The 21930-nt window shown below is 50.7% G+C and carries 25 protein-coding genes; 15 read left to right on the forward strand and 10 right to left on the reverse strand.

Annotation, left to right across the window (positions count from 1 at the left end; translation table 11 throughout):
* Positions 1-169 precede the first annotated feature (169 nt).
* The 4 genes from MRY86_RS18130 (at position 170) to ppgK (ending at position 2970) form a co-directional block, all read left to right on the forward strand.
* Entirely contained in the window at positions 170-541 is a 372-nt protein-coding gene (locus MRY86_RS18130; protein ID WP_293566380.1) for a hypothetical protein, read from the forward strand.
* A gap of 10 nt (positions 542-551) precedes the next feature.
* The gene (locus tag MRY86_RS18135; protein ID WP_293566379.1) at positions 552-1214 is read left to right on the forward strand and encodes a peptidylprolyl isomerase; all 663 of its coding nucleotides are present in this window, start codon (positions 552-554) and stop codon (positions 1212-1214) included.
* Positions 1214-2101: a peptidylprolyl isomerase gene (locus MRY86_RS18140; protein WP_293566378.1), complete on the forward strand. Its 888-nt coding sequence runs from the start codon at positions 1214-1216 to the stop codon at positions 2099-2101. The genes MRY86_RS18135 and MRY86_RS18140 overlap by 1 nt, the downstream gene beginning before the upstream one ends.
* Before the next feature lie 113 nt (positions 2102-2214).
* Complete coding sequence (gene ppgK, locus MRY86_RS18145; protein ID WP_293566377.1) at positions 2215-2970, forward strand: polyphosphate--glucose phosphotransferase; 756 nt, start codon at positions 2215-2217, stop codon at positions 2968-2970.
* Between the two features lie 17 nt (positions 2971-2987).
* On the opposite strand, the gene MRY86_RS18150 is transcribed toward ppgK, so the two are convergent.
* The 6 genes from MRY86_RS18150 to MRY86_RS18175 form a co-directional block, all read right to left on the reverse strand.
* The gene (locus MRY86_RS18150) at positions 2988-4403 is read right to left on the reverse strand and encodes a tetratricopeptide repeat protein (protein WP_293566376.1); all 1416 of its coding nucleotides are present in this window, start codon (positions 4401-4403) and stop codon (positions 2988-2990) included.
* Positions 4404-4747: 344 nt separating this feature from the next.
* Positions 4748-5215: a hypothetical protein gene (locus MRY86_RS18155; RefSeq protein ID WP_293566375.1), complete on the reverse strand. Its 468-nt coding sequence runs from the start codon at positions 5213-5215 to the stop codon at positions 4748-4750.
* A 19-nt stretch (positions 5216-5234) separates the two neighbouring features.
* Positions 5235-5723: a hypothetical protein gene (locus MRY86_RS18160; RefSeq protein WP_293566374.1), complete on the reverse strand. Its 489-nt coding sequence runs from the start codon at positions 5721-5723 to the stop codon at positions 5235-5237.
* A complete protein-coding gene (locus MRY86_RS18165) occupies positions 5720-6277 on the reverse strand; it encodes an RNA polymerase sigma factor (RefSeq protein WP_293566373.1) in 558 nt (185 codons plus the stop codon). Before MRY86_RS18165 ends, MRY86_RS18160 begins: the two co-directional genes overlap by 4 nt.
* A 62-nt stretch (positions 6278-6339) precedes the next feature.
* Positions 6340-7959: a VWA domain-containing protein gene (locus MRY86_RS18170; protein WP_293566372.1), complete on the reverse strand. Its 1620-nt coding sequence runs from the start codon at positions 7957-7959 to the stop codon at positions 6340-6342.
* A gap of 42 nt (positions 7960-8001) precedes the next feature.
* Positions 8002-8922, reverse strand: coding sequence for a hypothetical protein (locus MRY86_RS18175; protein ID WP_044220232.1), 921 nt, complete (start codon positions 8920-8922; stop codon positions 8002-8004).
* 194 nt (positions 8923-9116) lie between these two features.
* Between MRY86_RS18175 and MRY86_RS18180 the strand changes: the two genes are divergently transcribed.
* The 4 genes from MRY86_RS18180 (at position 9117) to MRY86_RS18195 (ending at position 12743) form a co-directional block, all read left to right on the forward strand.
* Positions 9117-9434 (forward strand): YbaB/EbfC family nucleoid-associated protein, encoded by a 318-nt coding sequence (locus MRY86_RS18180; protein ID WP_293566371.1) that lies wholly within the window; start codon positions 9117-9119, stop codon positions 9432-9434.
* Between the two features lie 55 nt (positions 9435-9489).
* Positions 9490-10728: a LamG-like jellyroll fold domain-containing protein gene (locus MRY86_RS18185; protein WP_293566370.1), complete on the forward strand. Its 1239-nt coding sequence runs from the start codon at positions 9490-9492 to the stop codon at positions 10726-10728.
* A 113-nt stretch (positions 10729-10841) separates the two neighbouring features.
* Complete coding sequence (locus tag MRY86_RS18190; protein WP_293566369.1) at positions 10842-12275, forward strand: hypothetical protein; 1434 nt, start codon at positions 10842-10844, stop codon at positions 12273-12275.
* Between the two features lie 186 nt (positions 12276-12461).
* Positions 12462-12743: a hypothetical protein gene (locus MRY86_RS18195; protein WP_293566368.1), complete on the forward strand. Its 282-nt coding sequence runs from the start codon at positions 12462-12464 to the stop codon at positions 12741-12743.
* Positions 12744-12766: 23 nt separating this feature from the next.
* Here the strand turns inward: MRY86_RS18195 and MRY86_RS18200 are convergent, their stop codons facing one another.
* From MRY86_RS18200 to MRY86_RS18215, 4 genes are all read right to left on the reverse strand, one after another.
* The gene (locus MRY86_RS18200) at positions 12767-13219 is read right to left on the reverse strand and encodes a PIN domain-containing protein (protein WP_044220218.1); all 453 of its coding nucleotides are present in this window, start codon (positions 13217-13219) and stop codon (positions 12767-12769) included.
* 14 nt (positions 13220-13233) lie between these two features.
* Positions 13234-13467: a hypothetical protein gene (locus tag MRY86_RS18205; RefSeq protein ID WP_044220215.1), complete on the reverse strand. Its 234-nt coding sequence runs from the start codon at positions 13465-13467 to the stop codon at positions 13234-13236.
* A 164-nt stretch (positions 13468-13631) separates the two neighbouring features.
* Entirely contained in the window at positions 13632-15617 is a 1986-nt protein-coding gene (locus tag MRY86_RS18210; protein WP_293566367.1) for a 4Fe-4S binding protein, read from the reverse strand.
* Positions 15618-15650: 33 nt separating this feature from the next.
* Positions 15651-16994 carry an FAD-dependent oxidoreductase gene (locus MRY86_RS18215; protein ID WP_293566366.1) on the reverse strand — a complete coding sequence of 448 codons (1344 nt, stop codon included), beginning with the start codon at positions 16992-16994 and terminating at the stop codon, positions 15651-15653.
* 159 nt (positions 16995-17153) lie between these two features.
* Here MRY86_RS18215 and MRY86_RS18220 point away from each other — a divergent pair, with 159 nt between their 5' ends.
* The 7 genes from MRY86_RS18220 to MRY86_RS18240 all read left to right on the forward strand — a co-directional run bounded on the left by MRY86_RS18220 (position 17154) and on the right by MRY86_RS18240 (position 21830).
* Positions 17154-18284: a hypothetical protein gene (locus MRY86_RS18220; RefSeq protein WP_293566365.1), complete on the forward strand. Its 1131-nt coding sequence runs from the start codon at positions 17154-17156 to the stop codon at positions 18282-18284.
* 410 nt (positions 18285-18694) lie between these two features.
* Complete coding sequence (locus MRY86_RS18225; RefSeq protein WP_293566363.1) at positions 18695-18979, forward strand: nucleotidyltransferase family protein; 285 nt, start codon at positions 18695-18697, stop codon at positions 18977-18979.
* Complete coding sequence (locus tag MRY86_RS27205; RefSeq protein WP_363325400.1) at positions 18979-19173, forward strand: HepT-like ribonuclease domain-containing protein; 195 nt, start codon at positions 18979-18981, stop codon at positions 19171-19173. The genes MRY86_RS18225 and MRY86_RS27205 overlap by 1 nt, the downstream gene beginning before the upstream one ends.
* Positions 19174-19198: 25 nt before the next feature.
* The gene (locus MRY86_RS27210; RefSeq protein WP_366145570.1) at positions 19199-19327 is read left to right on the forward strand and encodes a HepT-like ribonuclease domain-containing protein; all 129 of its coding nucleotides are present in this window, start codon (positions 19199-19201) and stop codon (positions 19325-19327) included.
* An 85-nt stretch (positions 19328-19412) separates the two neighbouring features.
* The gene (locus MRY86_RS18230; protein ID WP_293566361.1) at positions 19413-19592 is read left to right on the forward strand and encodes a hypothetical protein; all 180 of its coding nucleotides are present in this window, start codon (positions 19413-19415) and stop codon (positions 19590-19592) included.
* Positions 19593-19918: 326 nt separating this feature from the next.
* Positions 19919-20200: a hypothetical protein gene (locus tag MRY86_RS18235; RefSeq protein ID WP_293566359.1), complete on the forward strand. Its 282-nt coding sequence runs from the start codon at positions 19919-19921 to the stop codon at positions 20198-20200.
* Positions 20181-21830, forward strand: a complete 1650-nt coding sequence (locus tag MRY86_RS18240) for an Omp28-related outer membrane protein (RefSeq protein WP_293566357.1) — start codon at positions 20181-20183, stop codon at positions 21828-21830. Before MRY86_RS18235 ends, MRY86_RS18240 begins: the two co-directional genes overlap by 20 nt.
* Positions 21831-21930: the final 100 nt, after the last annotated feature.

Genomic DNA, 21930 nt, shown 5'->3' on the forward strand with positions numbered 1-21930 from the left:
TAATCTATGAAATTTTCAAAGAACTTGCTCAGATGCTAAACATAGCATCTGACATTGAGTAGGTTTGCTGTGGCAAACCACTTAATCGTCAGTATAATTCAATTATTGCAGGTTTTCTGTAGCACAAAACCAAATCGTGTAAAGTATATTTACGCCTCAAAAAAATGACATGAAGGAGTGGGAGCTGGATTATGAGTGGCTGCGTGTAAGGCACCTGGTCAAGAAAACCTTCGACCGGGCAGACCTTCCGGACCTTAATGCGATACTGTTCCTGATTGGCATTCAAGAGCTGGGGCGCTGGCAGGAAGCCTTCACCAAAGAAGAAAAGCAGGACCTGATGCATATCGCGGTATGCCGGCTGCTGAGTTACGGCGGGCATTATGCCTTTAAGGGCAGAGATGCTGACGGCTGGCCTCACTACGAGCTCCGGCGCCCGGTGGAAGCGCAGGGGCTGAAAGCTCAGGAAACCTTACTCAAGGCATATGCCATTCAATACTTCCGGGAACTTGAACTGGAAAATGGCGGATTAGAAGACGAATAATACCAAATTTATGAAAAGTTACCTTCTTATTTTCCTTACTACGCTGGCTGTTTCAACCGGCCTTTTGCAATGCGCACCGAAAGGTGATGGCTTCACCTACGCTGTTATTAGCACCGAATATGGTGATATGAAAGTCAAACTGTACAATTCCACGCCGGAGCACCGCGACAACTTCATCAAGCTGGCGAAGGAAGGTTTCTACAATGACCTGCTTTTTCACCGGGTCATTCAGGACTTTATGATTCAGGGTGGCGACCCGGACTCTAAAACGGCAGGCCCAAATCAGATGCTTGGGCAAGGCGGCCCTGGCTACACTTTGCCTGCTGAAATCGGCGCGCTCCATTTCAAAGGCGCATTGGCTGCAGCGCGGTTGGGTGACCGGCAAAACCCACAGCGCAACTCCTCAGGTTCTCAGTTCTACATCGTGGACGGGAAGCCACTCACAGAGGAAAACATGGACAACCTGGAGCAAAACTTTGGTAAAAACTACACACCAGAGCAACGGCAGCGCTATCTTGAAGTCGGTGGTTCTCCCGTACTTGACGGCGAGTACACCGTCTTTGGTGAAGTCGTGGAAGGGCTGGATGTAATTGATAAAATTGCTGCGGTACCGACTGGTCAGGCTAACCGCCCGGTCAGAGATGTCCGCATGACTGTAAAATTGGTTGATTGATGAAAAGGACACCTTTATTCTATGTAGTGCTGGCCATTATCCTGAGCAGTTGTGCACGGCCGGTGGCCAATTTCACACTGGAGGGCGAAACGCAGGTGCTCTCCCCCATCGTTTTTGACAATCAGTCAGAAAACGCCACGGCTTACGAGTGGGATTTCGGAGACGGCAACACTTCCGAACGGGCAGAACCCAGTCATACTTACCGGCAGTCCGGCAACTACACCATCTCCTTAAAAGCCATCAATGAAAAGGGCAAGGCGAGGGTGACCGAAAAAGCAATTTCTATTGCCCCGCCAGCAATCTGCCTGGTCGAAATTGAAACCATACACGGTAGTATGCTCGTAGAACTATACGATGCGACCCCTCAGCATCAAGACAATTTCGTCAAACTGGTACAGGAGGGCTACTACGACGGGCTGCTTTTCCACCGGGTCATCGAAAACTTCATGATACAAGGTGGCGACCCCAAGTCGAAGGATGCCCCCGCTGGGCAGGCATTGGGTTCCGGTGGCCCGGGGTATACCATCCCTGCAGAGTTTGTAGACTCCCTGGTCCATATCAAGGGTGCTATAGCTGCAGCACGTACTGGTGACGCAGTGAACCCGCAAAAGCGGTCCTCCGGTTCCCAGTTTTATATTGTACACGGGCGCAACGTGACGGAACAAGACCTTGCTCAATTGGAAGCACAGAAAGGCTTTAGGTATACGACCCGCCAAAAGGAAGCTTATCTGGAGCACGGAGGCACGCCATTTCTCGATCGGGACTACACGGTGTTTGGGCAAGTCGTGGAAGGCTTTGAAGTCTTGGACAAACTGGCAGCAGTGCCTACAGACCCAAGAGACCGCCCCAAAGAGGACCTGAAAATGAAGATACGGCTCATCCGATAAGCGAGCCGTCACCACTCAACTGGGAAACCGTACCCCCCGAGTTTCGGGGCTCCGGTTTGCTCATTCGAACCTAAGGCCCCATAAGGCTTTTATGCAGGAAAAATGAAAAACATATGTACACAGGTAATCTTATTTTGGGCGTAGACGTAGGTGGCTCCGGCATTAAAGGTGCTGTAGTAGACGTCACTACCGGTGCCCTCCAAACCGAGCGGCTCCGGCTGGAAACCCCACAACCGGCTACCCCCGAAGCGGTGTCTGAAACGTTCGCGGAGCTGGTTCGCATGCATAACTACAAAGGCATCATCGGTTGCGGATTCCCTGCCATCATTAAACAAGGTGAAGCGCATTCTGCGGCTAATATCAGCAAGGAGTGGGTTGGAAAGAATGTGATTGAATCCTTTTCCCTGGCGTGCAACAACCCGGTAGAGGTGCTCAACGATGCGGATGCGGCCGGTTTGGCAGAAATGCGCTTCGGCCTTGGCAAGGGGCAAACTGGCGTGGTTGTCTTAATTACAATAGGCTCCGGACTGGGCTCCGCGATGTTCATCAACGGTAAACTTGTCCCCAATACCGAATTCGGCCACATGCGGCTGCACGGCGACATCGCAGAAGCTTATGCATCGAGCAAAGCCCGTAAGATCAATGACTTAAGCTGGACGGAATGGGGCGAAAGGTTCAACGAATACCTGCACTATCTTGCCCGGGTAGTCAACCCCGATTTGATCATTCTGGGAGGAGGGGCCAGCAAGAAGTTCAGTAAATTCGAAGAAGTTATTGACGTGAAAGTTCCTGTCAAACCAGCTGAACTACGTAACGCAGCAGGTACGGTTGGCGCGGCCGTTCATGCGTATCAGATTGCCCGGAGCTAATTCTCAGCGGATTAGCGCTAGAGGGCAAAGTTTTTGATCATGGCCATGACCTCGTTGTCCGCTTGCAGGTCTGGCATCAGGTCAAAGAGAGAAGGGTACATCCCGAAATCCTCCTGAAGTGCTTCTCCCAGCCAGTAAAGTGCTGCATTGCGCTGCCCGATCGCGAATAAGCAGGCAATCCGGCAATAAAGGATCTCTGTTCCTGGCACCGCTTCCATTCCGGATTCCAGTACGTCCATAGCGGCTTCTGCCTGACCGTTTTCCATGAGGAAGGTCGCCAGCAGTATCCAATACCGGGCTTCGAGTTCGTTCAGCGCGATCGCTTCCTCGAGGTGCTCGACAGCCATCTCCGTATTGCCCATATTGAAGTAGGCCTCGCCAAGCGCGGCGTAATATTCTTCCTGCTCTCCTTCCACTTCAATCGCCTTTTCAAAGTACTGAATGGCATTCATCCACTGCCCCTCAGCCGCGTAGCACTCCCCTATTGAGAAAAAGATCTCATCATTCAGCGGGTCCAGCTGTGCTGCCCGGATATAGAAAGTCACTGCGGCTTGTGGGCAGTTGAGCCTCAGGTGGCACTGCCCGATTTGAATGTACAGGTCGCTGTCCGCATCAGATCCCTCCTGTTCCAGAAGTTCCATGTAGTACTTTAGCGCGCGGTTGAACTGTTGCAGTTCCAGGCAGAGGTCAGCACAATCCCGGCAGGCCTGCAGAAAATCCTCATCGATGGTAAAAGCTAAATCATAGGCTTCAATAGCACCTTCGTAGTTGCCAATGTACAGGCGAGACTGTGCAAGGTTGTACCACGCCAGTGCCTGATAAGCATCTTCAGCTAGCAGGGCTTCGTGGAGGGCGATGCTCTCTTCGTATTTCTTACTTTGCACCACACAGATGCCAATGCGCTCCAATGCAGCCTGATTGGAAGCGTCCACAAGCAGAGCTTCGCGGAGGGTATAAAACATTCGTTCGTAAGACTCCTCCTGCTCGTAAGCCAGAGACTCCACCAAAAGAATGCTGCTCATTTCCTCATCATTGGCTTCTTCTCTCAGAAAATCCAGTATCCGAAAACCTTCCTCCGTTTGGTGGTTTACAATTAGCGCCTCTGCGTAAAGTAACTCCACTTCAATTTCACCGGGCGACAGGACACGGGCTCTTTCCAGGAATGGAAAAGCCGCTTCAACGGCTGAGTTATCAAGTAAAAGCTGCGCATGCTTGAGCAGCAGGTCTATTGATAAAGGGTGCTGCTCCATACCCCGCTCAGAAGCTTCCAAAGCTTTAGAATACTGATGGTCCGTCTCAAAGTAGCTGATGATTTGCAGGTAAGCCGCTTCTTCGAAGTAAGCGTGATGATCCATGCTAAATTGCGCTTCGTACCGTTGCAACAACTGCTGAATCGTAGATTTGTGGAAATGAAATTCGTTTTCAGGATACATGGTCGATCTGCTTATTTCGGTGCAGGCTTATTTAGGATAATGATTTGTGCATTACAATTATTTTAAAGATATGGAATTCTTCTCCGGAAAAGCCAGAATTTAACACCCGCATTCATGGCCATTAATGGAACGGTAGGTTTTGAAAAGGAAGTGGCAAATTTTTAACGACAAAACCAGGATAAATCAGATAAAAAAACTTTTAATTTATCATAAACCACATATATTTATTTTTTGATATCAAAAAACAACGAATATGTGCCCGGCTCATAAGCACACCGCTAAAGCACAAAACGCCTCCCCCGAAGTTCAGGGCAGGCGCTTGCTGATTTTACTTTGATAATGGTTTAAAACCGGCCTCCGGGACGGCGGTTTTCCCGTACTTTCTTGAGCAACTCCAGACGGAATTCCCGCTCCGCCTGCTGGAAAAGGACCAGCTTTCGCGGAGGGAGGACCTCCCGGAAGCGGGCGTGGTATTTTTTCCGAAGGTCCAGTAGCTCGGTTTCTGCCTTCAGGCGGTCTTCCAGGTGCCTGCTCGCCTGCTCGTTTGTCATCTGCCCGGGTGCAACGTCCGGCTTATATTTTTCCTCAATGGCTCTTTGTGCAGTCTCGTATTCATTGTTGAGGGCCCAAAAGGCTGAAGATTCCTGAGTGGTCAAACCTAATCGCTGAGTGATATAGGCCACTCGGGCAGCCTCCACCCGTTCATTGCGGGGGCCGTTCCTCATATCGAACGGGCGGCCGGGCTGGGCATAACCTATGGTGCCAACGAGCAGTAGCAGGTTTAACAACAATAATCGATTGCTATTTCTCATGTGCTTTGGATTGATCGGGTTAAAAGTAAGCTTCAATGTCCTCGTACTCCAGGTCTTCCAGGTAGTCCTCCAGCGGGATTTCCTCCAGTTGCGGCAAAACATCCATGTTTTCCACTGTTGCTTCATCCAACAGGTCTGCCTCTTGCATCAGGCTCAGCTCAAAATTACGGATGTTGGAATGGATGTAGGCCGCTGCTTCTTCTCGCTTTAAATCTGCCAGGCTAACTGTTTGCTCTGAATCAGAAGCTCCAAATGGCCAAAGCCCGGCCGCTGCCACCGCCAAAACGGCTACAGCTGCAGCAATCTTAAGCCCGCGCGTCCATTTTTGGTCTCTTTTGGTGTGCACAACCTGGAGAGGTGATGTCTGCTTCTCGCTTGCAGCCGCCAGCACCCGGTCAGACAGGGTGTCAAAATAGCCTTCCGGCACCGGTCCCTTATTTTTCCGGACCTCCGCAAGCAACGGTGCATGCTGGTCCAGCTCTTGCTGTATATTTTCCTTTTCTTTCATAGTCCCTCTTTTAATGCAGCCTCCACTTTCCGGACAGCATGGTGGTAAGAAGCTTTAAGTGCGCCCTGTGAGGTTTTCAGCCTGACCGACATATCCTTATAGCTCATCTCTTCGTAATACCTCAGCCGGAAAACGAGCTTCTGCTTTTCAGGCAATGCCTCGATTGCCGCATCTAGTTTTTGCAACAGCTTGTCGCCGTCAACCGAAGCTTCTGCCTGCAGCTCAAACACAGCAGCCTGCCCGTCAATGGAGTCGGTAGCGCGGCGTTGTGCCTTTTTCAGAAAGGTCAGCGCCTCGTTGGTCGCGATGCGGTAAAGCCAGGTGTACAACTGTGATTTACCCTCGAAACGATGGATGTTGCGGAACACCTTGATCAGGCAGTTTTGCAGCACATCATCCGTATCGCTATGGGTACCGACCATCTTGCGGATGTGCCAGTACAGCCGTTCCTGGTATACCGACATTAACAGGCGGAAACCCTGCTCCCGGCTGTCGGGTTGCTGCAAAAGGACCAGGATTTGTTCGTCGGTTGCTGCTGTCAATGTGGCTTGCAAATTGTTCGTTTTGAAGGTAAGACTTTCAAAATGAACAGGGGTTTAATGCCGCACAAAAATTATCAGTGCCGAATATCCTGCAGTCCTGCGGTCAGCTCCCGGATAATGCCCTTTTGTTTGGGGTTGTACACCCAGTTGGTATCAAAAAACTCCAGGACTTCCGGGTTGGCCTCTTTGCTGAGCGTGAGGCTGTGGAACTGCGTGCCTTTGTTCTGCTGAAAAAAGCGGACCTCACGCAGCACGTCATCGTCGATTTTGTACATGATGAAGTCGGAAATAATGAGCACATCGGCATCTTCGTAGTCGTTGCCTTTGAGCTGCCGGATGGTTTCATACAGCGCCAGGCTGACATCCGTACCTCCGTAAAAGGACATGCGCAGGAAGGCGGCAATTTCATCGATGGAGTCGGCGATATTGTAAAGGTCCAGGGTTTTGATGCCCCTTGAGAAGTTGATCAGGTAGGCTCTGCGGTTCTCATTGATCGCCATTTTGAGAATGCCCATGCACAGGACTTTCGCAATCTGTTCCGGGCGGCCGGTCATGCTCTCGCTCGTATCCACACATACGATGAAAGGCCCTTTCTCTTTTTGCCGCACCCGCTGGTTGATTTCGGTGAGCTGATCCTCGCTGCGCACCAGTTTACGGTCTTCGTAGCGGAAGGTCATCAGGTTTTTGTCGGCGTATTTTTTCAGGAAGAGCAGCTCTGTATCTTCATCACCAAGCAAGCTGGCTTCGGCGCTCAGGAGGTTGTTGAGGTCGTCGCTTTCGTGTACGCCGACGATCTCGGCCTTTGCCGTTTCGTCTACTTCCCATTCCTGCCGGATGATGGTTTTCTCGAAGGTTTCTTCCTCGATTTCGATTTCCGCCTCCCGCATCCGGCCTAGCATTTCTGCCAGTTCCTTCAGGGAGCGCTCATCTTCCAGCAGCTCATTGTACTGCTCCAGGATATCGAAGGAGGTTTCTTCCCAGAGCTCACGGGACATATCCCAGCCTAAGTAGTCCGAAAAGGGCGAGACCAGCTCATAAAGCTTTTGGTATTCATCCACCTTTTTTTCCACCAGTGCGGTGAAGGCTTCTTTTTCCTCGTCCAGCTTTTTGAGTTGGAAGTCCAGGATTTTCGCATGCAGGCGGGCATCCCACTGAGCGAGCACATCTTTGAGTAGGCGTTCGGCACCAGCTTTTTCATCAGCGTTAAGTTCATCGAAAGCCTTGTTCCCAATCAACTGCTGGAACCGGTCCTGATAGAAATTCGAATCAATCTCCTCCCGGCTGTACTGCGTGCGCAGAAAAGTAGGCAGGTTCGGCCAGCGGCGCACAAAGACATGCATGGGGGTTATAGCCCAGCCTTCCAGGCGCTGCAGCTCGTCCTCATAGGGATTCTTAGCACGGGCTTTATCATAGGATTTGCGCAGCCAGCGCAGGATATCCAGCACCACCTGTTTGGTAATTTTGGCATTGCCCTCTGCCAGGTCCAGCAGCCCCGGTATGGAGAACAGCTCATCCAGTGCCTGCTGAAAATAAGCATAGTATTGGTCATTCAACTCTGGAATGATGTGCCGCCCGGGCTCCAGCTTATTCTGAAGGTAGTGCACGAGGTAGCGGCGCATTTTGCGGTCCAGCAAATGGCCAAACTCCACAAATCGCTGATACTCCTGCTCCAGTTGTTCTTGTATCTCTGTCATTGCCATACGCTATGCGTAACACTCAAAAAGGCGTTGTGTTGATTAAGTGAGCTCCCGGGATTCATTGGCGCGATCAGCCTCCAGCCGCCCCATTTTGTTGTACAGGGCCAGCATGAGCGTACCAAACAGCACCCCGATCGTGATCAGCACCGGATTGAACAGCCCCTCGGCCGTAAAAGACAGGCGGATGAGGACCGTTGAAATCACAAAGCCGGCGTTGCGGATGAGCTGACTGTAATTATCGGTATACTGCAGGGAAATCATCAGGATGAGCACGTCAAAGAGGATCATCAGAGTGAAAAACTCGTTGTAGAACACCTTATTTATATCAGGCAGCTCCTCCAATTGCCCGATATTGAATTGCTGCAAGTCAAGTATCCAGGTGCCAAAGCTGTAAATGGCCAGTACGAAGAGCGTTGGGGCCAGTATGCCACTGATGCCCTTTTTCTTCACTACAAACTCATCAATTTTAGAAGGCTGTTTGAGCCGGGGCCGTTGCTGCCGCAGTTTGTAAAACCAGAAAATCAGGCCAAAGAGGACCAAAATACAGAGCATATCCGCTGCCAGCAGTTGGTTGCGATAACTGATGCCCCAGCTTTCTGAAATATCCAGCTTGGAAATATCCTTGAAGATACGCCGCACGACGATCAGGGAAATGATTTCATACTGCTTGCCGATGGAAATGGTAAAAGAATCAGGCAAGTGGTATACCAACATATACACCTCGAAGACGAGGATAAAAGAAAAGGGCGTGTAAATCGCTGTAATCGGGCTGATGAACAGCTCATCTGCTGACTGCCCGAAGTCCACCCACTGCAGGTCATGCAGAAAAATCAGCAGCAGGTGCAGGAGAAAACTGCCAATGGACAGCCCCAGAATGACCCGCTCGAACCGGTGCCGGAAGGATGGGTTGAAGAAAAAGCGAAACAGCTTTTCAGCAGCTTTCCGGGCGCTCGGATTCATGATGCAACGGTAATTTGATACGCTAAGGAAAGAAATTACTTTGCAGAATGTTCATTTGCAGCATGCTCATACTCCTTTATCTTAAAGCCAGCCAAATATGCTCAAAGCCGGGGGGACCAGCATTCGCAGGCAGGCTAACGTAAACCTCATGAGATTTACCTACCTTTGTGCCCGGATTAAAAATGATCAGAACGATGTTTGGAAACATGCTCGGCGATATGGAAGAACGCCAAAAAGAGATGCGCCAGCAACTGGCAGAAATTATGGTGGAAGGCACGGCTCAGGGCGGCGCGGTAAAAGTGGTCGCTAATGCCAACCGGGAGATTACAGATATTCAGATCGACCGTGAAAAGCTGGACTGGGAGGATGTGGAAATGGTGCAGGACCTGGTCTTAGACGCCACCAACAAAGCCTTGTCTGCCGCTGCCGCAAAAGAGGCCGAAGCCACTCAGGAAATGGTAAAGAACATGCTGCCTCCCGGCATGGGTAATTTGGGCAATCTGTTTGGGTAGCCCAAAATATCAAACCGGCATTTCCGTTAGATACTGGATGAAAAGCAATCTGTACATGAAGACGATCCCAATCACTGTTACCTTTATTTTGGCGCTGGCTGCCCAGCTTGCTGCTCAAACCACAGCTGGCCTTGTAGCGCACTACCGCTTTGACGGCAGTACCACCGATGCCACCGGCAATACAGCCAACACCGGAGCCATTACCGGCAACCCTTACTACACCTGCGGGGCGGAAAACGAAGCGATTTCCTTCAACGGGCAGGAAGATGAGATCGTCATTCTGGGCGGCCCGGTCAACGATGAGTTTGACAATGAGGATGTCTCGGTCAGCTTTTATTTCAAGCCACGGGGCGGGGCCGGTACGCAGTACCTTTTGTCCAAGCGCAGCCCCAGCTGCTTCGGCGGCAATGAATTTTACATTATCTACACGCCTTCCAGCCGGACCATCAGCGCATTTTTCTTCGAAACCAATGACCGGAGGACCATTGCCACCCACCAAATCACCAATACGGGCTGCTGGCAACACCTGACGATCGTACGGCAGGGCGGGCGGGTACGCTTGCACCTCAACGGGGAGCTCATCAATGTATTCAGCACCCTGGAGCGCATCAATGTAAACAACGATGGGGACCTCATCATCGGCGACAGCGATTGTAAAAATGCTACGGAATTCCCCTTCAACGGGCTGATCGACGAGCTACGGGTATACAACCGGGCCCTGAATGAACTGGAGGTCCGCGAATTGTACGAGGCCCCGGACCGTATCGAGCGGGACGCCAATATCGTCAACCTCTTTCTGGGAGATGACTTCAATGTGGAGTTGAGCAAAACCTGCGGTACGGTCTTCAGCTGGTCGCCTACCGATGGCGTTTCTGACCCATTTGCGGCAACGCCGGTCATCACCCCAACCGAAGCCGGTGAGCTCAGCTATGAAGTCTCCATTTCTGATACCGTTACTTCCTGTATCGCCCGCGACCGCATCATCTTCAATGTAATTGACCCGGACGATCTGGATTGCAATACCATCTTTTTGCCGACGGCTTTCACGCCCAACAACGATGGGCTGAATGACACCTATGGCATCAGCAACCCTTACGCTATACCGGAGCTGCTGACCTTTGAAATCTATGACCGCTGGGGCAACCGTATTTTTGCCACCCAAGACCCCTTTCAGCGCTGGGATGGTTTCTACCGGGGAGAGCCCGTGAACGCCGGTGTGGTGCAGTATGCCTTGCAATGGGTTTGTCAGGGAGAAGAGCAGGTTCAAACCGGGGAAATTGCCATTCTCAGGTAAAGGGCAGGCAGCATTCAAAATGGCTTAGGTGGGAAATCTATCCCCAACATCCATCAGACCGTCCCGATAAACTCTTTATTTTTGCGTATGTTTCAGCAAAAATCAAAGGGATAATGATAATGAATCAACGCTGGTGGGCATTCGCGGCACTGCTTCTGCTCGCCGCTGCCTGTACGCCTAAGACGACAGAGCCTGTAACCGAAACGACGACTGAAGTTCCTGCACCCGCGCCGGAACCGGAGGAGGACCTCAGCCCCTGCCCCAAATTCCGCGACGCGCCAAGCCCGGACGATGCGGAGACCAACTACGTGCTTTACCGTGACTTTTTGCGGGCCGGCGACTGGGATCAGGCGTTTGCATTGTGGAAAAAGGTCTATGCTGTAGCTCCCGCAGCCGATGGGCAACGCAACACCGTTTATGCCGATGGCATCCGTTTCTACGAATACTTCATCAGCCAAACCCAGGATGAGGCGCTGAAGAACGCCTATGTGGACACGATCTTCAGCATTTACGATGAGATCGACCGCTGCTATCCGGAAGGCGGCTATATTCAGGGGCGCAAGGCTTTTGACCTGTTCTATAAATACCGCGACCGGGCCTCTAAAGAAGAAATATACAGCATGTTCAAGTCGGCTATTGATCAGGATAGCCTGGACGCACCGGACTTTGTAGTCAACCCAATGGCATCCCTGCTGGTCGACTTGTACGATGCCGGCCAAATAGAGCAGGAGGAAGCCTATCACTATCAGGGCATACTCCGGGCCATGATTGAGAAAGGGTTGGAAGACTGCAAAGGCACCGCCTGCGAGCGCTGGCAGATCATCGAAGAGTATACACCGGTACGGCTGGAGTACTTCGAAACGGTCAAAGGCTTTTACCCCTGTGATTACTACATGGACAAGTACTATCCCGACTTTGAGGCCAATCCTACCGATTGCGATGTGGTGCGTACGGTCTACAGCCGCCTGAAGTTTGCCGAATGCTCCACCGATGACGAGCGCATGAAACAACTGATCCGCATCGGCAACGAAAACTGCCGCCCGGAAGCAGGCAAGGCCGATTCGGCCTACATCTATCTGCGGGAAGCGGAGTATGCCAAAGCCATCGTCGCCTTTGAGAAAGCGATTGAAGAGGAGGAATCCGTCGAAAAGCAGGCCAAGTACGCCATCAACAATGCCAAAATCTACGAGGTCCATCTGCGCAACTTCCCCAAAGCCCGGCAGTGGGCGGAGCGTGCTGCGGAAATTCGCGGGGACTGGGGCGAGCCCTATATCCTCATCGGCCGGTTGTATGCTTCAAGTGGACCGCTTTGTGGCCCTGGACGGGGCTGGGACAGCCAAATCGTCACCTGGCCGGCTATTGATGCCTGGCAGAAGGCCAAACAGGTAGACCCCTCTGTAAGCGAAGAAGCCAATAAATTCATCAGCCGCTACCGGCAGTATATGCCGAACCGGGAAGATGTCTTCATCCGCAACCTCAAAGCGGGTGAATCCTTTTTTGTGCCTTGCTGGATTCAGCGGTCTACGGTGATTCGTACGGCGGATTAAAGAATGGAGGCAGGTTGCTTTTGGAATGGCGTTTCCTGGTGGCTTAGTGCTCAGGTTAAGGTCTATTTTTGAAAGCAGCCTGGCTTTTCTGCTTAAAGAAGGTATTTCGAAACTGATTTATCAGAAAACTTGTTCTTCAAAGTTGTAAAGTTTAAGTACAGCAAAAACCACTTAAATGGTCCGTATATGAGCAGTTTAGAAATCAAAGGTGGAATATTAGAGATGATAGCCAATATTGATGATGTCGAATCCCTGGAGGAGCTCAAGAAACTGGTTACTGAATTCATTGGCAACCGGGTCAAATCAGATACGGACTTCTGGGATGAACTCAGCGAAACAGAACAAGCGGAACTGGAGCAAGCCATTACCGAAAGTGCAGACCCTGCTAACCATATCACCCATGATGTTGTAATTCAGAAGTACAGGCAATGGCTAGGGAGACCGTTTGTACCCTCTGTTAAAGCATAAAACAAAAATGACAAGGTCCCACTTCAATCAATATCAAACAGCTCTTTTATCTTTTCGAAGTTGACCACTTTACTGTACCCTCTGTTCTCTAAAGCATAGTATAACTCTTTGTCTCCTGTCCACAATAAGGTTGAATCCAAATACTCGTTCAGCGCTACAAAAACTAAGTCATCCATATCGACACCTCTTACCAGAGGCACGGATTTTGCATAAAACTCAAAGGGGATTATTTGGTCAGATACAAACTCAATCTTATCAAAAAGAACCAGTAACAGTCTCCTGATTTCGGCTTCCTCCATACCTGATATCTGGATGATCTTAGGAAAATGCCTTTCTATCTCAATGGACAAATACTCAGGCGCGTAAAACTTAACCTTGTCAATATTTGATGTAATAATAAACTTCCCTAACGGGCTCTTGCTATTAAGAAGAGCTGAGAATATGATATTGCTATCCAGAACAAAGGATCTTCTCATTTCTCTCTAGGGATTCATACGATATCCTCAAATCCTGGCTTGCCTTTAAAGCGATCCTTGTTCCGCTCCCACCAACCTTTGTTCACCTCCTTTGCCAGTTCATCAATTTGTTCCTGTTTAGCCTTGCTTTTGCCTACTAAGTCAATGTAAGTAAAGTACTTTAGAATCTGTTGGATATCTTCCAAGCTGGAATCTATAGGTAATTTGATCGTTATCTCCTTTGAATTACTCTCTATTGTTACTGCCATTAGTAAGCGTTTTAATCCACATTTTAACATTTATCCCGAGGGATTAGTTCTTACTTTCAAAACATTGCTTACCCCAATAAGCCATCGTTGTCTTAGAGATCAGCAGTAGGCACCAACAAGACTCCTGACTGGGAGTACTGTACCATAATAACCTGCATAAACCTTTAATACAACTCCACCCCACGCTCCTCCGAAATGTGCAGCGCCCGCACTTCCGTAGCCCGCTCATCAATATCCACACTGCTGTTCTCCAGCCGGAGTACACCGCGCGGGCAGACCGCCGAGCAGACGCCGCAGCCTACACAAGACGACCGTACGATATCCTGCCCCCGCTGCGCATACCAGCGCACATCGATACCCATTTCACAGTAGGTAGAGCAATTGCCGCAGGAGATGCACTGCCCGCCGTTGGTGGTGATGCGGAAGCGAGATTTGAACCGCTGCACCAAGCCCAGATAGGCAGCCAACGGGCAGCCAAACCGGCACCATACCCGGTTGCCCATGAGGGGGTAAAACCCAGTGCCCACCACGCCTGCAAATGCTGACCCAATCAGGAAGCCATACCACTGACGGGTCTCTCCGCTGCTGAGAAAGAAAAACTGCTCGCTTTCCGTTGCCCAGTGGTAGCCTGAGATACCGATGAGCAGGACGGTAACGCCCAGCCCCACATACATGCCCGCAGCACCGATGTCCACGCCTCCTTTCCGCCAGCGGTACCAGGCGTAGCCCATGGCGCCGGCTAAAGTGAATATCATAAGCAGCAGGAAGTTGCCCCGGCTGAACCATACTTCATTTTTGGGCAGGTAGGAATAAAGCACGCCCATGGTCATGATCACGGCAAAGACCAGGACCCCGTGGATAATCCAACGCTCGTACTGCCAGGCGCGCAGGCTTTTGTCAGACAATTGCCGGTAAGGATCGCCCACCGTCTCGGCCAGCCCTCCACAGCCGCACACCCAGGAACAGTACCAGCGCTTACCGTAAAAATAGGTGATGATGGGCACGCCCAGTACAATCAGCGCAATGCCCCAACCCAGCATAAAAATGCCCAGCCCCCCGCTGTTGATGAGGTTGTCCAGGTTCCAGTCGAAAAAGAAGGTGTAGTTGAGCGGCCAGATGTTCTTAAAGTCGTAATACGGATAGTTGAGGCGCACTAATATTTCCGGAATCAGAAACGCAAAGGCCGTCTGAAAAAACATCACCGATGCCGTACGGATTTGCTGATATTTGTTGTGCATGTACTTGGCAAACATACGCACGCCCATGACCAGGATGACCAGGGTGTACAGCATGCCGTACAGAAACCACTGACTGGCTTCTCCCCCATTCAAAGTGTAGCTCAGCGGATCTGCCAGAAGCATCCAGCTCATGATGTGCTGAGGCGACCAGTACAGCAGCACATAAAAAGCGATAAGGTACAAGCCCGCCCCTACGCCCAGCCAGCCCGTAATGTCCGGTGCTGCAGACTTAGCCGGGGTGCGCCAGGCAGAACGCTGCACCCAAAATACCAGCCCGGTGATCAACAGTCCGATCAGCACCGTGATGCCCGGCCAGAAATAGTCTTTGCCCATGTAGTAAATGCCGTACACCAGCACACCCAAAATAGTAGCTCCAAGGAAAAAGCCGCGCACACTCAGGCGCAAACCCCGGGTGAGGCTGCGGTGGTAAAGGTGATCGTGCTTAATGCCGGGAATGAGATTGAACTTAGGCAGTATGTACAGCAGCCCGCCCAGTATCCCCAGCCCAACGGTCAGCCACCAGAACAATACCGGCTGAGCGGAAACAGGCCCTGTACTGGCTTTTTTCACCACCGGCAGGAGGTAGTTTTTGGCTTTCCAGGAAGGCAGCTCGTAATCGGCACGGTTGCCATCTGCCGGGAAGTTGGCCGGGGGCGTAGTCTTTAAGTTTGCCCCTGCTTCCCGGAACAAATCTTCCACCACCGGCACAAAGCTGAAACTTGATGCATAGTTGTTGCCCAGAATGCCTTCCTCTTTAGCGGCCGCAACGATGGCATCCACGTGATACGTATTGTCAATGGCATTGCTCAGCCGCGCCTCCGACAGCTCGTATTTTTCCAACCCCAGGGTTGCAGTAAACAGCAGTAATGCCGCCGCAAAGAGTGCCAGTCCGATTTTTTGTAAAGTATGCATGGATGATTATTGATCGGTTTGAAATAAAAAGTACTAAGCCCGCCCCCTAAGGAAAGCCAGGGCCCGAGACAGCCCCCGCTTTTGCCGCAGCTTTAGGTGCCTGCCCGTCTGCTGATTGTACTGCGCCACCACTTCGCGCTCAAACTGTTGGTAAAACTCGGGGTCGAAATTAGCAAGCCCAAGGTTTTGGAGGACCGCTTCAACAGATGCCTTTTGCAACAGCCACTGCTCACAGACTTCGTGGCGGTACCGCACGCCCATCAGGTTGAAGCCCACGACCTCCTCTGTATTTTGATCGTACACGATGCGGATGCTCTTGCGCCCATCAGCATGCTCCCAATAGACTGAGGCGTAGTGGTCTGGCATACGGCCGCTCACATCGCCGTACACTTGGTATTCGATATCCATAAACTTGGCGGAGTTGAACCAGATGCCCGGGTCATATTCCACAGCCTGCCCACCGATGGTATGCGCCACCGTCTCGCCCATCATGCGCCCGGTGTACCAAACGGCTTCGATCGGCCGCCGGCCAGGCTTAGGGTTTCGGATTTGTGCACAGTCGCCGATTGCATAGACATCCGGCAGATTGGTCTGCAGGTAGTCGTCGACTAAAATGCCCTTGTCCGTTTCCAGAGCCGTTTCTTTCAGCCAGCTGATGCTGGGATGTACGCCCGCCGTAAGGCCCACATAGCCACAATCAATCCGTTCCCCCGCACCGGTGATCACCGCACAAGCCCTCCCTTCCCCATCGTCCACGATCTCCTTCAGCTCGGTGGACAAGCGGAGGTCGATGCCATGCTCCCGGATGTGGCGGGTCACCATTTCCGACTCTTCCCTGGGCAGCACGGCATTCCAATAGGCAGATTCTCTTACTAAAAAGGTGACCGGAATGTGGCGGGAGTGGAACATCTCTGCCATTTCGATGCCGATCAGCCCGCCGCCCACGATGACGGCGCGTTTCAATCCCTCGCTATGCGCTTCCATGTATTCCAAATCCTGATAGCTGTACAGCCCCCGCACGCCCTGCAGGTCCTGCCCCGGCCAGCCAAACTTATTGGGGGTGGAGCCAAGGGCAAGGATGAGCTTGTCATATCCCAACTGATCGCCCTTACGGAAATGCAGCTGTTTTTGCTCAAAATCGATCTGCTCCACGTATCCCCGCTTCAGCCCGATGCGGTTTTTTTCCCAAAACCAGTCTTCGTAGGGTTTGATGTCTTCGTACCGCATATGCCCCATGTAGACATACATCAGTGCCGTGCGGGAAAAGAAGTGATCGGTTTCTGCCGAAATCACCGTTATTTGATGGTCGGTCAGCTTCCGTAAAAAACGGGCAGCGGTAATGCCGCTAATGCCGTTGCCGAGGATGGCGATATGCATAAGTGGTACAGTATTTAAAACACATTGGATTCAAATATAAGCAGACCGAAGGGAAAAAGGCAGACTGTACGGGATTGATGTCTTTACGGGGACAGATCAAAACTGCATTGTCGGCGATGAAAATTTTCTTTCCCTATATTGGCAGGCAAAAAACAAATCATGCGGTTACCCTCTACCCTTTTCCTGGGCTTGTTGTTGCTCAGCATCGGCTTATTGCAAAGCTGTTCTTCCCTCTCCCCGACTTCCAGCGCCAGCAAAATCCCGGTCTATGCCTGGGACGGCGGGCTGAATGACAAAACCGACGATGAGGTTTTGAAAACCCTGAGCGGCTGGAAAGCCAAAGGGGTGGACACCCTCATGTACAACGGCGGACAGGACCCGGCTGACTACGCGCGCATTGGGAAACTGGCGCAAGCCGCCGGCCTCGGGCTCCACGCCTGGATTCCCACTATGGTGCAAAAGCCCCGCCCCGAACTCAAGCCGGAATGGTACGCTGTCAACCGGGCCGGGGAGTCGGCTTATGACAAGCCTGCTTATGTGCCGTACTATACTTTCCTGTGCCCGAATGAACCCGGCGTATACCAATTTCTGGAGGAGCTGTACACGAGTGTCGCTGAAGTGGAGCAGGTAGCTGCGGTACACCTCGACTACATCCGCTTCCCGGACGTCATCCTGGCGCGCGGGCTGTGGGACAAGTACGGCCTGGTGATGGATAAAGAGTACCCCAAGTACGATTATTGCTACTGCGACCGCTGTACTTCAGGCTTCGAGGAGCAGAGCGGCATCGATATCCAATCGGTGGAAGACCCCACACAGGTACAAGCCTGGAAGCAGTACCGTTACGATCTGATTACGAGTATTGTCAACCGGCTGGCCGAGCAGGTGCATGCTAAGGACAAGCGCATCAACGCTGCCGTCTTCCCGGGACCGCACTCCGTAGCCAAGCGTATCGTGCGGCAGGAATGGGACCAATGGGACCTTGATCAGGTCTTCCCCATGCTCTACAATGATTTTTACCTGGAAGATGTGGAATGGATCGGCGAGATGACAGCAGAGGGTGTGGAAGCACTTGACGGCCGGGCTTCGCTTATCAGCGGTTTGTTCATCTGCCCGGACCCGAAGAGCAAGGCCCGGCAGCCGGACCCGGAAAACCACGGCCTGATCCCGGAGGAGTTGGGAGCGGCAGTGCAGGTCTCTATGGATAATGGCGCGGCGGGTATCTGTCTGTTTACTCCCGGACGGATGACGAAAAAGCACTGGAAAGCGTTACGGCAGGTGATTTACCGGTAAGGAAACTGCAACGTTGGAGACTAGTGGTCTGTCAAGGCTAAAACTAGGGGTTGCCTGCGGCGACTTTTGAGGCTACTCTTCGTTGGATAACCCCTTACGTAGCGCTGCTATGCGCGGGAACATCCGCCTTGATTAGCCTCAAAATTCGCTCCCATTCAACCCATAAATTAACACTTGACAGACCACTAGGCAAGTGAGGTTATCATTTTTTTGACAGCGTTAAACCGTTCTAAGGTTTTGGGGTTGGTAAGCGTGCCACCTTCAGAGCTTCAATGACTTCTGGAAGATGCAGGGATTCTTTCGCTACTGTTTTGCAGCGAAAGAACCCCTATGGCACAATGCCTGCTTCAACAAAGATTTCATGCCTTTGCCTACTTGCTACCCAATGATAAAAAGATTATACTTGCAATATGACAAATGAAGAGGTTCACCGTATCATTAGAAACTATCTTGCTCAATATCCAATTTCCAGGATTGGGATATTCGGGTCTTTTGCCAGAAACGAACACACACCGGAAAGTGATATTGACATCTTAGTAACCTATGATGAACCTGTTAACCTTTTCATACTGGCACGCATGCACCGGGAACTATCAGAACTACTTGACCGCGAAGTAGATATCGTTAGTGAAAAATACCTTGACCCCAGAATAAAGCCGGAAGTGGAGCAGGACCTAAAAATTATTACTGTGTGATGAGTGCCTTTCGTGATCTTACCTATCTGGAACACATTGAGGATTCAATTGAAAAGATTCAATCTTACACAAAAGGCTTATCCGAGGAGTCCTTCCAAAACTCCACCTTAGTTCAAGATGCTGTAGTCCGTCAGTTTGAAATAATTGGCGAAGCCACAAAAAGACTATCTGTGTATATCCGGAGAACATCCTGATATACCTTGGAAAGATATGGCTGGAATGCGAGATGTACTAATTCACGATTATATCAATGTCGAAATTGATATTGTTTGGAAGACAGTCGTAGACTACCTCCCTACACTGAAAGAGAGCGTTCGACAAATCATCGACAAGCTAAACAATGTCTGATCAGGGAAAGAAGAAAAGCAACCAATTTTATTTAGCCCACTAAACACTTTTTAGTCTTTTTGTTTAATGGGTTAAACAAAATAAAATGCAAAAGCTTTTCCTCCGGTCTCAGGCTGCCCTAAAAATGGCAGAAACAGCGTACCGCCGCCCGCTATACGATAGCCTCGACTGGAGCACCGCCCCTCATCATTACGTAGTTGTCGATTCTGCTGCCACCGCTCACCCACAGCGTATCCCGCTTTGGATGTTTGGGCTGCTGTACTAAGAGAGGATCTCACTTTCCCGCTCCTTACCAGAGCGGTTTGGGTATGTATTCCAGCAGGAGTCATTGCTATAGTTTCGGCTTCTGAATGCCCATCTCATCTCCATAAAGCAGGGGTGCTTCGGGCCCGACTATGCCCGTTCTTAAATGTCAGAAAGGTTACAAATCATAGAAAAGCGGTAAACAAACTGTACATTCTTAAAAACAGTAACCACCACCCTAACCCAAAATCCAATTTTTACTTTAGCTTTGCTGCGCTAGTAATTGGTGGCAGGAAAGCCTGTTGCCATGATTTTATTTCAGAATATTAACTAAATCCTTTTTTAGGTATGAGAGCAGCTATACTCTTTATTCTCGCATTATTTATGCTGCAGGCGACTGAAACGACTGCGCAGGTCTTCTTCGAGCAAGACTTTGAAAATGGCATTGAGCCTATGACACTGATCGATGTGGATGGACTTACGCCACACCCTAATGTTGCCGCCTACCCAGATGCATGGAATGCGGCCAACCCTGCATTCGGCAATGGTACAAACGTAGCCGTTTCAAACTCTTTCTTGGTACTCTCCGGCTGGGGCAGCAGACGATTGGATGATTACACCAGCTATTGAAATCACCAATGAAAACACCGTTGTGAGCTGGTCCGCAAAAGCACAGGACGCCAGTTTTCCGGATGGGTATGAGGTTCTCGTATCTACAACTGGAAATGAAGTGGCTGACTTTACTGATGTTATTTTCAGTACTGCGGCTGAGGTAACCGAATTTACTGAGCGTAGCGCAGCGCTTGGTGACTACGTGGGTCAAACTATTTATATCGCTTGGCGAAACAACTCCACCGACCAATTCTTACTACTGGTGGATGACATCAAAGTTGAAGCGATACAAGCCCTGGCTGTAAGTGCTACTGCATTTTCAACAACTCAGTACCATCAAATTCTTGATGATGTCGAAATCATCACCACTATCACCAATGATGGTGCGAATACCATCAACACATTGGATGTTACATGGACAGATGGCACAAACACTTACACTGACAACCTCACCGACCTTGGTTTGGGTAACGGTCAGTCTATTGATTATGCGCATAGTACAACTTTCATGCCTACAGCGGCTATCACTTACGATATTCAAGTTACCGTTTCCAATCCTAACGGTGAAACAGATGATGAAACAGATAACGTAGTTGATGGAAGGATTTCTGCTGTTTCTGTGGTTCCGGTAAAGCGGATGGTTCTCGAAGAAGGTACAGGTAGCTGGTGTGGTTGGTGCCCCCGCGGATTTGTTGCCATGGAAGACCTGATTGCTCAATACCCTGAGACCTTTATCGGTATTGCCGTTCACAATGGTGACCCTATGGCTTTTGCTGAGTATGACAACAATATAGGGCTTTCCGGGTACCCAAGCTGTAATGCAGACCGGGTATTATTGGACGTTGGCGTCTCTACTGCAGATTTCCAGTCTTACTACAACCAATTAACACAGCGGGTTTCTCCTGCATCAGTTGATGCGACAGCTGCTTTTGACCCTGCGACCGGAGAGGTAACAATCGAAGCAAAAGCAACCTTCCGCACGTTAATCGACGATTTGGACATGCGTATGAATGTAGTCATTTTGGAAGATAGCATTCAGGGAAGCGGCAGTGGATACAACCAAGCCAACTTTTACAGCTTCCAGTCACAGAATATCCCTCTCGTAGGTGCTGGATTGGACTGGCAAGCTGCTCCGAACCCTATTCTTGCAGGCGATATGTACTACAATCATGTAGCACGTGCAATCATTGGTGGCTACTTTGGAGAGAATGTCTTCCCGGATAATGTAACAGCAGACCAGGAAGTAACTCAAACGTACACTTACACAGTACCCGCTAGTTACAACCCAGAGCTAATGTCGGCAGTAGTGATGCTCATAGACGGCAACACAGGCGCGATCGTCAACGCAGGCAAAGCGCACTTCGATATCCTGTCCAGTAATCAGCCTGAACTGGCTAACGAGCGGTTGGATATTTTCCCTAACCCTGCAACGGACATCGTTAATATTGCCCTTAACCTTGATGGCGCTACCTCCGTAGACCTGACGGTGTTCAATGCAATGGGGCAAACCGTTGCAACCCAATACCTGGGTACCCTGAACGGAGAAGTATCTGTTCCTTTTGATGCCTCCAGGCTGACTGCTGGCGCCTACACGTTCCGGATCAACCTCGGCAATCAGGTAGCAGTTAAGCAGGTCATTGTAGAATAAGCTATCGAACTTAAGCCGGGCTGGCATTTGTTTCCCCGGATGGTTCACGGTCAGGTCAGTACCCCAAATTGGAGTGCTGACCTGACTTTATTTCGTCGCA

Source organism: Phaeodactylibacter sp., assembly GCF_022763345.1.
Lineage (GTDB): Bacteria > Bacteroidota > Bacteroidia > Chitinophagales > Saprospiraceae > Phaeodactylibacter.

Excerpts from the sequence above, each read along its gene's own strand:
- MRY86_RS18130 (WP_293566380.1), top strand. The coding sequence starts at position 170 with ATGAAGGAGTGGGAGCTGGATTATGAGTGGCTGCGTGTAAGGCACCTG.
- MRY86_RS18135 (WP_293566379.1), top strand. The coding sequence starts at position 552 with ATGAAAAGTTACCTTCTTATTTTCCTTACTACGCTGGCTGTTTCAACC.
- MRY86_RS18140 (WP_293566378.1), top strand. The coding sequence starts at position 1,214 with ATGAAAAGGACACCTTTATTCTATGTAGTGCTGGCCATTATCCTGAGC.
- ppgK (WP_293566377.1), top strand. The coding sequence starts at position 2,215 with ATGTACACAGGTAATCTTATTTTGGGCGTAGACGTAGGTGGCTCCGGC.
- MRY86_RS18150 (WP_293566376.1), bottom strand. The coding sequence starts at position 4,403 with ATGTATCCTGAAAACGAATTTCATTTCCACAAATCTACGATTCAGCAG.
- MRY86_RS18155 (WP_293566375.1), bottom strand. The coding sequence starts at position 5,215 with ATGAGAAATAGCAATCGATTATTGTTGTTAAACCTGCTACTGCTCGTT.
- MRY86_RS18160 (WP_293566374.1), bottom strand. The coding sequence starts at position 5,723 with ATGAAAGAAAAGGAAAATATACAGCAAGAGCTGGACCAGCATGCACCG.
- MRY86_RS18170 (WP_293566372.1), bottom strand. The coding sequence starts at position 7,959 with ATGACAGAGATACAAGAACAACTGGAGCAGGAGTATCAGCGATTTGTG.
- MRY86_RS18175 (WP_044220232.1), bottom strand. The coding sequence starts at position 8,922 with ATGAATCCGAGCGCCCGGAAAGCTGCTGAAAAGCTGTTTCGCTTTTTC.
- MRY86_RS18180 (WP_293566371.1), top strand. The coding sequence starts at position 9,117 with ATGTTTGGAAACATGCTCGGCGATATGGAAGAACGCCAAAAAGAGATG.
- MRY86_RS18185 (WP_293566370.1), top strand. The coding sequence starts at position 9,490 with ATGAAGACGATCCCAATCACTGTTACCTTTATTTTGGCGCTGGCTGCC.
- MRY86_RS18190 (WP_293566369.1), top strand. The coding sequence starts at position 10,842 with ATGATAATGAATCAACGCTGGTGGGCATTCGCGGCACTGCTTCTGCTC.
- MRY86_RS18195 (WP_293566368.1), top strand. The coding sequence starts at position 12,462 with ATGAGCAGTTTAGAAATCAAAGGTGGAATATTAGAGATGATAGCCAAT.
- MRY86_RS18200 (WP_044220218.1), bottom strand. The coding sequence starts at position 13,219 with ATGAGAAGATCCTTTGTTCTGGATAGCAATATCATATTCTCAGCTCTT.
- MRY86_RS18205 (WP_044220215.1), bottom strand. The coding sequence starts at position 13,467 with ATGGCAGTAACAATAGAGAGTAATTCAAAGGAGATAACGATCAAATTA.
- MRY86_RS18210 (WP_293566367.1), bottom strand. The coding sequence starts at position 15,617 with ATGCATACTTTACAAAAAATCGGACTGGCACTCTTTGCGGCGGCATTA.
- MRY86_RS18215 (WP_293566366.1), bottom strand. The coding sequence starts at position 16,994 with ATGCATATCGCCATCCTCGGCAACGGCATTAGCGGCATTACCGCTGCC.
- MRY86_RS18220 (WP_293566365.1), top strand. The coding sequence starts at position 17,154 with ATGCGGTTACCCTCTACCCTTTTCCTGGGCTTGTTGTTGCTCAGCATC.
- MRY86_RS18225 (WP_293566363.1), top strand. The coding sequence starts at position 18,695 with ATGACAAATGAAGAGGTTCACCGTATCATTAGAAACTATCTTGCTCAA.
- MRY86_RS27205 (WP_363325400.1), top strand. The coding sequence starts at position 18,979 with ATGAGTGCCTTTCGTGATCTTACCTATCTGGAACACATTGAGGATTCA.
- MRY86_RS27210 (WP_366145570.1), top strand. The coding sequence starts at position 19,199 with ATGCGAGATGTACTAATTCACGATTATATCAATGTCGAAATTGATATT.
- MRY86_RS18230 (WP_293566361.1), top strand. The coding sequence starts at position 19,413 with ATGCAAAAGCTTTTCCTCCGGTCTCAGGCTGCCCTAAAAATGGCAGAA.
- MRY86_RS18235 (WP_293566359.1), top strand. The coding sequence starts at position 19,919 with ATGAGAGCAGCTATACTCTTTATTCTCGCATTATTTATGCTGCAGGCG.
- MRY86_RS18240 (WP_293566357.1), top strand. The coding sequence starts at position 20,181 with ATGATTACACCAGCTATTGAAATCACCAATGAAAACACCGTTGTGAGC.